Source organism: Nocardia huaxiensis, from assembly GCF_013744875.1.
In the GTDB taxonomy this organism is placed as follows: Bacteria; Actinomycetota; Actinomycetes; order Mycobacteriales; family Mycobacteriaceae; genus Nocardia; species Nocardia huaxiensis.
Genome location: NZ_CP059399.1, coordinates 1,241,066 through 1,254,627 on the forward strand (window position 1 = coordinate 1,241,066; position 13,562 = coordinate 1,254,627).

General features: G+C 67.5%; 9 protein-coding genes. 6 read left to right on the forward strand and 3 right to left on the reverse strand.

Annotated features, from left to right (window positions below; translation table 11 throughout):
• Nucleotides 1–2: 2 nt before the first annotated feature.
• Nucleotides 3–2,189 (forward strand): MMPL family transporter, encoded by a 2,187-nt coding sequence (locus tag H0264_RS05660; protein ID WP_181582981.1) that lies wholly within the window; start codon nt 3–5, stop codon nt 2,187–2,189.
• A 205-nt stretch (nt 2,190–2,394) separates the two neighbouring features.
• Nucleotides 2,395–4,533 carry an MMPL family transporter gene (locus tag H0264_RS05665; RefSeq protein ID WP_181582982.1) on the forward strand — a complete coding sequence of 713 codons (2,139 nt, stop codon included), beginning with the start codon at nt 2,395–2,397 and terminating at the stop codon, nt 4,531–4,533.
• A 203-nt stretch (nt 4,534–4,736) separates the two neighbouring features.
• Here the strand turns inward: H0264_RS05665 and H0264_RS05670 are convergent, their stop codons facing one another.
• Together H0264_RS05670 and H0264_RS05675 are read right to left on the reverse strand one after the other, a co-directional pair.
• Nucleotides 4,737–5,498 (reverse strand): CPBP family intramembrane glutamic endopeptidase, encoded by a 762-nt coding sequence (locus H0264_RS05670; protein ID WP_181582983.1) that lies wholly within the window; start codon nt 5,496–5,498, stop codon nt 4,737–4,739.
• Between the two features lie 67 nt (nt 5,499–5,565).
• On the reverse strand, nt 5,566–6,510 hold the full coding sequence (locus H0264_RS05675; protein ID WP_181582984.1) for an RluA family pseudouridine synthase: 945 nt from the start codon (nt 6,508–6,510) through the stop codon (nt 5,566–5,568).
• A 138-nt stretch (nt 6,511–6,648) separates the two neighbouring features.
• On the opposite strand from H0264_RS05675, the gene H0264_RS05680 reads away from it, so the two are divergent.
• From H0264_RS05680 to H0264_RS05695, 4 genes are all read left to right on the forward strand, one after another.
• Entirely contained in the window at nt 6,649–7,458 is an 810-nt protein-coding gene (locus H0264_RS05680) for a DUF4190 domain-containing protein (protein ID WP_181582985.1), read from the forward strand.
• Between the two features lie 125 nt (nt 7,459–7,583).
• Entirely contained in the window at nt 7,584–9,458 is a 1,875-nt protein-coding gene (locus tag H0264_RS05685; protein ID WP_181582986.1) for an ABC transporter ATP-binding protein, read from the forward strand.
• On the forward strand, nt 9,455–11,191 hold the full coding sequence (locus tag H0264_RS05690; protein ID WP_181582987.1) for an ABC transporter ATP-binding protein: 1,737 nt from the start codon (nt 9,455–9,457) through the stop codon (nt 11,189–11,191). Before H0264_RS05685 ends, H0264_RS05690 begins: the two co-directional genes overlap by 4 nt.
• Nucleotides 11,192–11,317: 126 nt before the next feature.
• A complete protein-coding gene (locus H0264_RS05695) occupies nt 11,318–12,601 on the forward strand; it encodes a SidA/IucD/PvdA family monooxygenase (protein ID WP_181582988.1) in 1,284 nt (427 codons plus the stop codon).
• Nucleotides 12,602–12,677: 76 nt separating this feature from the next.
• On the opposite strand, the gene H0264_RS05700 is transcribed toward H0264_RS05695, so the two are convergent.
• Nucleotides 12,678–13,334 (reverse strand): GNAT family N-acetyltransferase, encoded by a 657-nt coding sequence (locus H0264_RS05700; RefSeq protein WP_181582989.1) that lies wholly within the window; start codon nt 13,332–13,334, stop codon nt 12,678–12,680.
• Nucleotides 13,335–13,562: the final 228 nt, after the last annotated feature.

The following is a 13,562-nucleotide window of genomic DNA, read 5'->3' on the forward strand; positions in this document are numbered from 1 at the left end:
GCATGTTCTCCGGACTGGGGCGCTTCGTCGTCCGCTTCCCGTGGCTGGTCATCGGGGCGTGGCTGATCGCCATTGTCGCGATCGTGGCCGGCGCGCCGAAACTCACCGCAACCACCGACCAATCCGACTTCCTCCCTTCGCATTACGAGTCCATCCAGGCTCTCGAAATGCAGCAGCAGGCGTTTCCGGACAGCGCCCCGCCGGCCGCGCTCATCGTCTTCGAACGCGCCGACGACGCGCCCCTCACCGAGACGGACTCCGCGTCCGTGACTGCCGCGGCGGCCGCGCTCTCGGGCCGGAACATCGAGAATGTCACCGGAATCCAGCCCCTGCCGCCGTCGGAGAACCGCCTCGTGCAGATTGTCGCGGTGTCGATGACCAAGGCCGACGGCCCGGAGGACAAGCGGCAGACCGATGCCGTCAAGGATCTGCGCGACGCCCTGAAGGAGCAGACGCAGGGCTCCGACCTGAAGGCGGGCGTCACCGGCACCGCCGCGCAGACGCTGGATCAGACGGAATCCAGCGAAAAGGGTTTGGCCATCATCGGTATCGCCACGGTGCTGCTGATCCTGATCCTGTTGCTGGTGATCTTCCGCAGCCCGGTGATCGCGCTGCTGCCGATCATCGTCATCTTCGGCATCTCGAGCATGGTGGGCGGCCTGATCTCCATCACCGCCGACGCCTTCGACCTGAAGATCGACAGCTCGGTGCAGTCGCTGCTGCTGGTCGTGCTGTTCGGCGTGGGCACCGACTACATCCTGTTCCTCATGTTCCGCTACCGCGAAAGACTGCGGGCCGGTGAGGATCCCAAGACCGCCATGGTGAATTCGGTTGCCCGCGTGGGTGAGGCGATCACCTCGGCCGCCGCCGCGGTGATCATCGCCTTCGGTGCGCTGCTGCTGTCCTCGCTCGGCATGTTCCGTTCGCTGGGTCTGGCGCTGGCCATTGCCGTCGCGGTGGCGCTGCTGGCGGGTCTCACGCTGATCCCGGCGATCGTTTCGCTGTTGGGCACCAAGGTGTTCTGGCCGTCGAAGGCGTGGCAGCAGGAACCGAAGGGCGCGGTCTTCGCGGGTATCGGCCGCAGCCTGGGCAAGCGGCCGGGCGTGTTCGCGGTGCTGTCCGGCGGTGTGCTGGTGGCGCTGGGCGTGTTCGCCGTCGGCTTCAATCCGACCTTCGATCTGAGCGGCGGCTCGACCTCCGACACCTCGGAATCGACTGTCTACCAGAAGGAATTGCTCAAGGGCATGCCCGCGGGCACCACCCAGCCCTCGCAGGTCTATCTGCGCAGCGACGGTGGCGCACTGGATTCCGATCAGCTGACGGCCTACCGGTCGGCGCTGGCGGGAGTGCAGGGTGTCGGTCAGGTCTCGGAACCGCTGCTGTCCCAAGACAATACGGTCGCCGAGTACCAGGTGACGCTGACGTACACCCCGGAGTCCGATCAGGCGCTGGACACGGTGAAGGGCCCGCTGCGCGACACCGCGCACGATGCCGCCCCGGCCGGCACCACCGCCAAGGTCGGCGGTATGACCTCGGTGTTCGTGGACTTCCAGGCCGCCATGAACCGGGACTACCTGGTGGTCTTCCCGGTGGCCGCGCTGCTCATCATGATCGTGCTCGCCCTGCTGCTGCGCAGCCTGGTCGCACCCTGGTACCTGATGGCCTCGGTGTTCCTCGGCTTCGCCGCCACTCTCGGCGCCGCGGTGCTGGTTTTCCAGCAGGCGCAGGGACATTCGGGCCTGATCTTCACGCTGCCGATCATCATGTACCTGTTCGTGGTGGCGCTGGGCACCGACTACAACATCCTCATGGTGGCCCGCCTGCGCGAGGAGGCCCGCGAGGGCAATGATCCGCACACCTCGGCGGCGCTGGCGCTGCGGCACACGGGTCCGACCATCGCGGCGGCCGGTCTGATCCTGGCGGGCACCTTCGCGTCGATGATGCTTGCCGGTAATGACACGCTGTCGCAAATGGGCTTCGCCATCTCGGTGGGCATCGCCATCGCGGCGTTCGTCATGGCCATGTTCTTCACCCCGGCGGTGACGGCCATGATCGGCAAGCGCGCCTGGTGGCCTGGCCACGGCGGGGATTCGGTTGCACGGCAATCCGATTCGCAGCAGTCGGATTGGAACGATCAGGACTGGTCGCAGTCCTACCACGACCGGGAGAGCGATTCCGCGCGCTGGTGACGGCAACTTCCGGGTGAATGACCGGGCCCGCTGTTCGATGACGAGCAGCGGGCCCGGTCTCGTCGTATCCGCAGTGGGATTGCGAGTCCGGTTATACATATCCGACCTACCGGCAGGCAGATTTAAGGGCTGGCGCGACGGGACGGGTCTCGGTGAGGATGGGGTCGAGCCAGGGACACACGGAACCCGAAAGGACCCCTCCCGCATGTTCTCTCGATTAGGGCGCTTCGTCGTCGCACAACCATGGTTGGTGATCGGCGCCTGGTTGGTCGTCATCGTGGTGACGGCGCTGGCGGCCCCCAAACTGACCGCGTCCACCGACCAGGCGGACTTCCTGCCTTCCAGCTACGAGTCGATCGAGGCGATCGAATTGCAGCAGCGGGCCTTTCCCGACAGCGCCACCCCGGCCGCGCTGATCGTCTTCGCGCGCGAGGACGGAAACGCGTTGACCGACAGCGATGTCGCCACGGTGACGGGCGTCGCGACCAAGCTGTCGGAGCGGAAAATCGAGGATGTCACCGGCATCCAGGCGATGCCGCCGGCGCAGAACCGGCTCGTCGAGATCGTCGCGGTGGGCATGGTGAAGGTCGAGTCGCCGGATGACACCCGGCAGACCGACGCCGTGAAGGACCTGCGTGACGCCCTGCAGGAGCAGGTCAAGGACACCGGTCTGAAGGCGGGTGTCACCGGTTCCGCGGCGCAGCAGCTGGATCAGCAGGAATCCAGCACCAAGGGCCTGGCGATCATCGGTATCGCCACCATCGTGCTGATTCTGGGCCTGCTGCTGGTGATCTTCCGCAGTCCGGTGATCGCGATCCTGCCCATCATCGTGATCGGCGGCATCTCCATCGTGGCCGGTGGCCTGATCGCCGCGGTGGGCAAGGCTTTCGACCTGAACTTCGACAGTTCGGTGCAGCCGCTGCTGACCGTGGTGCTGTTCGGTGTCGGCACCGACTACATCCTGTTCCTCATGTTCCGGTTCCGCGAAAGACTGCGCGCCGGTGACGATCCCAAGACGGCGGTGGTGAATTCGGTTGCGCGCGTGGGTGAGGCGATCACCTCGGCCGCCGCGGCGGTGATCATCGCCTTCGGTGCGCTGCTGCTGTCCACGCTGGGCATGTTCCGTTCGCTGGGGCTGGCCCTGGCGATCGCGGTGGCCGTGATGGTGGTCGCGGGCCTGACCCTGATCCCGGCGATCGTTTCGCTGTTGGGCACCAAGGTGTTCTGGCCGTCGAAGTCCTGGCAGCACGAGCCGGACGACGCGCGCTTCACCGCCGTCGGTGCGGCGCTGGGCAAGCGGCCCGCGCTGTTCGCGGTGGTGTCCGGTGGCGTGCTGGTGGCGCTGGGCATTTTCGTGGTCGGCTTCAATCCGACCTTCGACCTGAGTTCGGGTTCCACCTCGGACAGCTCGGAATCGACTGTCTACCAGAAGGAATTGCTCAAGGGCATGGCCGCGGGCACCACGCAGCCGTCGCAGGTGTACCTGCGCGGTGACGGCGCGCTGACCGAGGCGCAGCTCACCGAGTACCGTTCGGCGCTGGCCGGCACCGACGGCGTGGACCAGGTGTCGGAGCCGAAACTGTCGCAGGACAAGTCGGTGGCGGAGTTCCAGGTGACCCTGGACGACGCGCCGGAGTCGGATGCGGCGCTGGAGACGGTGAAGGGCCCGCTGCGCGATACCGCGCACGATCGGGCTCCGGCGGGTACGACCGCGGTGGTCGGCGGCATGACCTCGATCTTCGTGGACTTCCAGTCGGCCATGAACCGGGACTACTCGGTGGTGTTCCCGGTGGCGGCGCTGCTCATCATGATCGTGCTGGCGCTGCTGCTGCGTTCGCTGGTGGCGCCCTGGTACCTGATGGCCTCGGTGTTCCTGGGCTTCGCGGCCACGCTGGGTGCGGCGGTGCTGGTGTTCCAGCAGATCCAGGGCAATTCGGGGCTGATCTTCACGTTGCCGCTGATCATGTACCTGTTCGTGGTGGCGCTGGGCACCGACTACAACATCCTGATGGTGGCGCGACTGCGGGAAGAGGCGCAGGAGGGCAATGATCCGCACACCTCGGCGGCGCTGGCGGTCCGGCACACGGGTCCGACCATCGCGGCGGCCGGTGTCATTCTGGCGGGCACTTTCGCGTCGATGATGCTGGCGGGCAATACCGTGTTGTCGCAGATGGGTTTTGCCATCTCGGTGGGTATCGCGATCGCGGCGGGTGTGATGGCGATGTTCTTCACGCCCGCGGTGACGGCGCTGATCGGCAAGCGCGCCTGGTGGCCGGGGCACGGCGGTGATGTGCGCCCGCATGAGGTGGAGTTGAAGAAGTCGGAGCTGGCGGAGCAGCCGTAATCCTTCTGACTGGAATACGTTTCAGAATTTTCGCGAAAGCGGCTCCGGGTGAACTGGACAACCGATACAGTTCGCCCGTCCGCTTGCGAAAGCGGACTCTCGAGAACCCGGTCCGGTGCGTGTCCCGACCCGCCGGACCGATCGGGGCCGGCTGACGCCATTCCTCTGTTCCCTGGTCAGCCGGCTCCACCCGGAGCCGGCTGTCAGCTCATGGTGTGCCAGACGAGCGCGGCGGCGAGTGCGCCCGCGCCGTTCACCGACCAGTGCAGAGCGATCGGGGCGAGCAGGCTGCCGCTGCGGCGGCGCAGCCAGGTGAAGACCGCTCCCGCGGCGGCCGTGGCCACGACGGCGAGCGCGATGCCGAGAATCTGACCGGCCAGGCCGCCGCCCAGGATGGCCGACAGGCCCTTGTTCCCATTGGTCAGGCCCAGCGACGAGGCGATGTGCCACAGGCCGAAAAGCATTGACCCGGCCATGAATACGCCGCGTGCGCCGACGACCCGGTCGAGGGTGCCGTGCAGGACGCCCCGGAAGGCGAGTTCTTCGGGGATGGCGGTCTGCAAGGGGATGACGATCATCGAGGCGATGAGCGCACCCGAGATGGTGGCGTAGCGATCGGCCAGGAAGAACGGCCGGGTAATGGGCAGCAGCGCTCCGATGAGCACGGCGGTGAGCACCACGCCGACCGCCGCCAGCGCCCAGATCGACCCGCGCCGCCACTGCGACGGGCACAGCCCGAGTTCCGCCCAGCCGAGTCCGCGCCGCCGCACCATGGCCAGCAGGATCACGGCCGCGAGCGGCACCGTGATGATGTTCGCCCACGCGGTGGTGAAGTGCGCAATGAGATTCGTGCAGGTCAGCACGATGATCACGACGGCCACATCGATATGCGCGTGCAGCCGGTGACGGAGCTGGGTAGGTGCTTCCGGCAAGACGGCGACCGCACCGTTATCAATTTGAGACATCGCGGCCAGTGTACGTACGGTTCCTTAAGAGGTGCTTCGAATGTGAGTAATACCCACGCTCGGCGCTTTACACGGACGGCTCACCGGCCGCCCAGCCCGCGTAGTCGTCCCAGGCTTGGAGCGTCCGCGCGGTCTCGAAGCGCCGCGGCTCGCGCGTGATCGGATCGGGAAACTCCAGGGCCGAGGCCAGCAGTTGCAGCGGACGCGTGTAGTCGTCGACCGGTTTGTCGGTGAGCTCCGGATAGAAGTCGTCGCCCAGGATCGGGATGCCGAGGCCGTTCATGTGCAGTCGCAGCTGATGGGTGCGGCCTGTCCGGGGGCGTAGACGATAGCGTCCCAACCCGTCTCGATGTTCGAGCAGTTCGATGTGCGTCTCGGCATTGGGTTCGCCGTCCACCTCGAACGCCTGCAGGATCTGCTTCTCCTTGATGATCCGGCTGTGGATCACTCGCGGCAGCTCCAGTTCGGGGTCGAAGCGCGCGATGGCCTCGTATTCCTTGTGCACGAGCCGCTTGTGGAACATGGTCTGATACGCCCCGCGCCGCGCCGGATCGACGACGAACAACACGAGCCCGGCGGTCACCCGGTCCAGCCGGTGCGCGGGAATCAGATCGGGCAGGTCGAGTTCGCGCCGCAATCGCACCAGCGCGGTCTGCAGGATGTGCTGTCCGCGCGGAATGGTCGACAGGAAGTGTGGTTTGTCGACGATCAGGATGCTTTCGTCCCGGTAGACGATCCCGAGCTCGAACGGCACCTCGACCTCGTTGGGCAGGTCGCGATGGAACCACACCGCGCCGCCCGGCACATACGCGGCATCGGGTGCGATGGGCCCGTCGAGGTCCACGATGCCGCCCTCGCGCAGCAGTTCGTCGATGCGGGCGGCGGGTACGCGGGGCAGCCGCTCCACCAGATGGTCGCGGATGGTCGCCCAGTCGCCCTCTTCGGGCAGTCGCAACCGGGCGGGGTCGAGCCCGTGCCGCTTGGGGAGCGGCGGCTGCTGCCTGCGTCTCACGGGTCGACCCTATCCAGTGCGTTCGGGCGACCGGATTGCGCGGCATGTCGGGAGTGGATGGCGTCACCCTCAGCCGGTACCGTTCTCGCACGACCTGTAGCGGTGCGAGCCCGCGTCGACCAGAGGGGGAGGACGCCCGTGTATCCCAATAACGAACCGCCGCAGGGAGGTCAGCCGCAGCAGCCGTGGGGTTCGCCCGAGCAGCAACCCCAGGGTGCGTCCGATCCCTACGGTGCGCCGCCGCCGCAGCAGCAGCCGTACGGCACGTCCGATCCGTACGGTGCGCCGCCGCAGCAGCCGTACGGCGCGATGCCGGCGTATCCGCAGCCGGGGTATCCGCAGCCGGGCTATCCGATGGGTCCGCCGCAGTCGGCGAGCACCAATGGTTTCGCCATCGCCTCGTTCGTGCTGAGCCTGATCGGTTGTGGTGCGCTGCTGGCGGTGCCGTTCGGTGTGATCGCGCTGAACCAGATCAAGGCGAAGGGTGAGCGCGGCAAGGGCTTCGCCATCGCGGGTCTGATCATCTCGGCGCTGTGGGTGCTGTTCGTGGTGGCGGCGGTGGTCATCAGCGCGGTGGTCCCGGACAAGCCCGGCGAGACGGTGTCGGTGGGTGATGTGAGCGTCGGCGACTGCATCGGCGATGTGAAGGAGTCCGGCATGGTCTACCGGACCAAGACGGTCCCCTGCGATCAGCCGCACGATGCCGAGGTGTTCTACCAGTTCAACGTCTCCGGCAGCTGGCCCGGCGAGGACAAGGTGATCGAGGAGGCGGACCGCACCTGCACCGCCAAACTGGACGCCATGTTCGCCTCCAGCCCCAGGCTGAACGACCTGAGCACCTTCATGCTGTATCCGCCGGACGAGCGGAACTTCAAGCGGAGCAGTCAGATCACCTGCATGGTGGTCAATCTCGACGGCAGCAAGCTGACCGGCAAGGTGCCGCGCTAGCGGTTCGAGCGGGTTGTAGCGCCGTGTGACGCACCGTCCACCGCCATAAGTTAGCCTTACCTATCTTTAGCTCGATCTTTGTGTGAGGATCGGGTGCATCGGATGAGGGTCGAGAGGCAGGGCTGATGACGGTGGAAGTCGCGTCGCCACCGGCGGCGGGGGAATCCGTGCCGGACGAGAAAGCGGCGAAGGTGGCGGCGCGAGCCGAGGCCAAGGCGCGTAAGCAGCGGGAAGCGCTGGCGCGCAAGGAGATTCTCGCGCCGGTGAGCGGAACGCTCACGCTGGCGAGCCTGATCGTGGCCGTCGCTTCGGTGTGCGCGGTGGCGCCGTTCCTGCTGATCGTGTCCGCCGCCCGCGAACTGCTCGCCGATACGGTGGACACCGATCGGGTGTGGCGGCTGCTGCTCATCGCGGTCGTCGTGCTGGTGGTGCGGGCCCTGCTGCAGGCCGCCGCGCTGACCTGGTCGCACGCGGTGGACGCGGGCTATCAGCTGACACTGCGACGACTGCTGGCCGACAAGCTCACCCGAGTGCCGTTGGGCTGGTTCGGCGCTCGCACCTCCTCCGAGGTGAAGAAATACCTCCAGGACGATGTGGAGGCGCTGCACTATCTGGTGGCGCACGCGCGGCTGGACTTCATCGGCTCGGTGACCGTGCCGCTGGTGACCCTGATCTATCTGGCCACCGTCGACTGGCGGCTCATGCTGGTGCTGCTGCTGCCGCTGGTGATCTACGCGCTGTGCATGAAGCGGATGCTGGACGAGCCGGGCCGCGAGCGCATCGTCGCCTACAACGCCGCCGAGCAGCGCACCCGCGAGGCGACCGTCGAATTCGTGGACGGCATCCAGGTGGTGCGGGCCTTCGGGCGGGCGGGCAAGGCGCACAGCGTCTTCCAGGACGCGGTCGACCATCAGACCGAGAGCGTGCGCCGGTTGAAGCTGCCGGTCGTGACGGTGCAGTCGCTGTCGGAGACGGTGACCGCGCCGGTGTTCGTCATGCTGCTGGTCGTCGTCGCGGGCCTGGCGGGGGTGGGCGCGGACTGGATCGAGCCCATCGACCTGCTGCCGTTCCTGCTGGTCGGCCTGGGTCTGGGCAGCTCGCTGCTGGGGCTGGGCTACGGCGCGCAGGCGCTGCGCACCGCCGGTGACGCGGCCCTGCGCCTGCACGAACTCATGCAGACCCCCGAACTTCCTTCCGGCGCACCGGCTTCCGAGGCCGCCCCGGAGACCGATGTCGCGTCCGGGCTGGTGCGGTTCGAGGATGTGAGCTTCGGCTACCGCGCCGACCATCAGGTGCTGCGCGGCGTGACCCTCGAACTCGCGCCCGGCACGCTGACCGCACTGGTCGGCCCGAGCGGTTCCGGCAAGTCCACGCTGGCCAAGCTGCTGCCGCGCTTCTACGACGTGGAGTCGGGCCGGATCACCATCGGCGGCCGCGATATTCGCGACATCCCCAGCGACGAGCTGTATCGCACGGTCGGATTCGTCTTCCAGGACGTCCGGCTCATTCGCGGCACCGTCCGCGACAATCTGATCCTGGCCAAGGCCGACGCCGACGACGCGGCCCTGGAGCGTGCGGCCCGCGCCGCCCAGATCCACGATCGCATCATGGCGCTGCCGCGCGGCTACGACTCCGAGATCGGCGTCGACGCCGTGCTGTCCGGTGGTGAGGCGCAACGGCTTTCGATCGCCCGCGCCCTGCTGGCCGACACCCCGGTGCTCGTGCTCGACGAGGCCACCGCCTTCGCCGATCCGGAATCGGAAGCGGCCGTGCAGGATGCGCTGGCGGCGCTGGTGGCCGGTCGCACCGTGCTGGTGATCGCGCACCGCCTGCACACCATCACCTCGGTGGACCGAATCCTGGTGCTGGAGAACGGAACCCTGGTCGAACAGGGCGATCATGCGAACCTGTGCACCGCGGGCGGCGTCTACCAGCGCCTGTGGGAGATCAACGAGGCCGCGTTGCACACCATCGAACCGGCCGTGGAGGCGACCCGATGATCCGCAAGGTTCTTGCCCTGGTCCCGCGCGAATTCGCCGGGCTCACACCGAAACTGTTCCTGGCGATCATCGCGCAGGCGCTGTGTCAGGCCGCCGCGTATGTGCTGCTGGTGCCGGTCCTGCAGTCGCTGTTCGACGACGACCTTTCCCGCGCCTGGTTCTGGACCCTCTGGCTGGGCGTCGCCGTGGCCGGTGTCGTCGTGCTGTCCTATGTGCAGTCGGTCGTCGGCCTGCGCATCGGCGTGGGCATGCAGCAGGGTCTGCAGACCCGCCTCGGCGATCATCTGAATGCCTTGCCGCTGGGCTGGTTCGACTGGCAGAACGCGGGCGCGCTGTCCCGCATCGTGGTCGAGAACGTGCGTGAGGTGCAGGGCCTGATCGCCTACCTGATCGCCAAGATCCTCACCGGCGTGCTGGTGCCGCTGGGCGTCGCGGTGGGCATGCTGTTCATCGACTGGCGCATCTCCCTGGCCATGCTGGTGGCCGCGCCGCTGCTGTTCGCGGTGAACCTGTGGGCCAATCGCGCCTACTCCGCCTCCGACGCCCGCATGCACGAGGCCGCCTCGGAGGCCAATGCCCGGGTGCTGGAATTCGCGCAGGCGCAACCGGTGCTGCGCTCCTTCGGCGCGGTCGGCGCGGGCAATCGCGCCCTGGATTCGGCGCTGGCCAAGCAGCGCAAGGCGGCCTCGGGTCTGCTGGTCGCCAGCGTTCCCGGCCTGATCGTGTTCTCGCTGTGTGTGCAGGCGATCTTCCTGGTGCTGGTGTACCTGGTGGTCGGCCGCGTCACCGGCGGGGCCATCACGGCCGCCGCCGCCATCGCGCTGATCGCGGTGAGCGCCCGTTTCATCGAGCCGCTCAATCAGGCCGCGCAGCTGGGCACCGCCCTGCGCTCGGCCGCCGCGGCCGCCGATCGGGTGACCGACCTGCTCGCCGAACCCACACTGCCGCAGTCGGATACGCCCGTCACCCCGGGTGCGCCCGCCGTGGTGTTCGACCACGTGACCTTCGGCTATGGCGCGAACGACCCTGTCCTGAACGATATTTCGTTCACGGTCCCCGCGGGCACCACGACCGCCATCGTCGGCCCCAGTGGCGCAGGCAAATCCACGCTGCTGCGCCTGGCCGCCCGCTTCCACGATGTGGATTCCGGCACGGTCTCGGTCAGCGGCCACGATGTGCGCGAACAGCCGACGCCGACCCTGCTGGGTCAGGTTTCGCTGGTCTTCCAGAACGTCTATCTCTTCAATCGCTCTGTGCTGGAGAACATTCGCTCCGGTCGCCCGGATGCCACCGACGACGAGGTGCGCCGCGCCGCCGCCGTGGCACGCGTGGACGAGATCGCCGAGCGTCTCCCCGAAGGCTGGGACACCCTGGTCGGCGAGGGCGGTGCGGGCCTGTCCGGCGGTGAGCGGCAACGCGTTTCGATCGCCCGCGCCCTGCTCAAGGACGCCCCGATCGTGCTGCTGGACGAGGCCACCAGTGCCCTCGATCCGCAGAACGAGGCGGTCGTGGTGCGCGGCGTGCACGAACTCACCAGGGACCGAACGGTTCTGGTGGTCGCGCACCGTCTGGCAACCATCGCGCACGCGGACCAGATCCTGTTCATGGAGGGCGGTCGCATTGCCGAAAGCGGCACGCACGATGAGCTGTTGGCGCTGAACGGCAGGTACGCGGCCTTCTGGAACGAGCGCACGCGCGCCACCGGCTGGCGGCTGGAGGCGGCTCCCGCGTAGGTGAGCGCCCGCACACCGTCTGGTCCGGGCGACCCATTCAAGCTAAGGTTAGGCTATGCAAACCTAAGGGCGGTGGGTTGTGCGATCGGAACGACCGCGGGCGACCGCGACAGAGCAGGAGAACCGGTGGAGACACTTCTGGTGGTCGGCGCGGGGCCGAAAGCCCTGGCGGTAGCGGCCAAGTCGCATGTGCTGCGCGAACTCGGACTGCCCGCACCGCGGGTGATCGTGGTGGAAGCGCATGCGGTGGGCGGCAACTGGCTGCCCAGCGGCGGGTGGACCGACGGCCAGCACCGGCTCGGCACCAGCCCCGAGAAGGATGTGGGCTTCCCCTACCACTCCACCTGGGCGCGCGGTCACAATCGTGAAATCGACGAGGCCATGCGGGCTTTCAGCTGGAATGCCTTCCTGGTCGAGCACGGCACCTATGCCGAGTGGATCGACCGCGGCCGGCCCAGTCCGCAGCATCACGTGTGGGCCAAGTACCTGCAGTGGGTGGGCCGCAAGATCGATCTGGATCTGGTGCTGGGCTCGGTGCGCGGCATCTCCCCGGCCGACGACGGCTGGCTGGTCACCGTGGCCGACGCCGACGGCGTGGAGAGCCAGATCGATTGCGACGCAGTCATGATCACCGGTCCGGGCCGCAGCGATCGCGCGCTCACCGCGCATCCCAAGGTGCTCAGCATCGCCGAGTTCTGGGATCTGGCGGGTCGGCGCAAGCTGCCGCCGTCCTCGCGGGCCGCGGTCATCGGCGGTGGTGAGACGGCCGGTTCGGCGCTGGACGAGCTGTGCCGGCACGACATGCTCACCATTTCGGTGATCTCGCCCAAGGCCACCCTGTACACGCGCGGCGAAAGCTATTTCGAGAACTCGCTGTACAGCGATCCCACCAAGTGGAGCGCCCTCGGCATGACCGAGCGGCGAGATGTGATCCGCCGCACCGATCGTGGCGTGTTCTCGGTGCGCGTGCAGGAAAGCCTGCTGGGCGACAACCGGGTGCACCATCTGCAGGGCCGCGTGGTGAACATGGTCGAGCAGGACGAGCGCATCGCGGTGACGCTGCGCAATGAGATGCGCCCGGATCAGGTGCACTCGTTCGACCTGGTGGTGGACGCCACCGGCGGGCAGCCGCTGTGGTTCCTGGACCTGTTCGATTCCGCCGCACAGGATCTGCTGGAACTGGCGATCGGCGGACCGCTGGAGCAATCCCGCATCGAGACCTCCATCGGCTACGACCTGGCCGTGAGCGGACTCGACGCCAAGCTCTACCTGCCGAATATGGCGGCGCTGGCGCAGGGGCCGGGCTTTCCGAATCTCAGCTGCCTGGGCGAACTTTCGGACCGGGTGCTGCGCTCGGACCTGAGCCCGCGCCGGGCCGGAGTGCGTGATCGGGCAGCCGCCGCCCGCTAGCCGGAAGGCTCGTGCCGACCGGAAGACGAAGGCCCCGAACGCGAGTTCGGGGCCGGAAGTCGAATGTTGTTGGGCACTAACGGATCACCGGCAGATCAGAGCTCTCGCGCGGCAGTGCGTAGAGCGAGATGCGCCGATCCGGCCGCACATCGAAATCGCCGAGGTGCTGCCAGCCGTTCTTCTCGAGGCCCTTGCGCATGGGCGTGTTCCGGTGATCCGGTTCGACCATGACGCGCCGGCATTCGGGTTCGGCGGCGAAGATCGCGTCGGCCAGCTGTCGCATCCAGCCCGAGACGACACCCTTTCCGAGCAGCAGGGTTTCGGCGGTGGCGATGTGGAAGCCCATATCGCGCGGGTCGGCGTGGTACAGCGCGGCGATCTCGTCCTTGGCGGGACGGTACAACTCCACATAGGCGATATCGCGCCACTCGAGGTCGGTCATGTCGAGCGCGGCGAAGTCGTAGCTCAGGATGCAGGGCCGCGAATAGGTTCCGGCGAGCTGGGTTTCGCAGTCGAGGCGACGGCGGTCGGACGGCCAGTCCTGCTCCCAGGTCTCGATGAGGTGCGGCCGGTGCATCCACTCGGTGATGATCTCCGGATCGGCTCCCTCGGGGTCCACCACGCGCAGCGCGAAGGGTTCGCCGAAGGCCGGGACGACGGGTGCGGGCGCGTGCCGAACATCGTCGGGAATGTCCGTCAGCTCGCGCTTGAGCACATACGGCGTCCGGGTCATGGGGTGGAGCTCCGTTCGGTCGTAACCTCTGTCACCTCGATGGGTAAGGCTAGCCTATACTAATCTCGCGGTGTTACCGTTGCCCGGCCAATGCGCTCGTCACGTTCGCCATCGGCCGCGGGGTGTGCGGTTCCGCGGTCACGCAAGGCGATTCGAGTCGCACGCGTGCCGCAGCGCACGCTTTCACAAGTTGTTATAGCGCCGAGCTATTGTCGGCGGCAGTGTAGG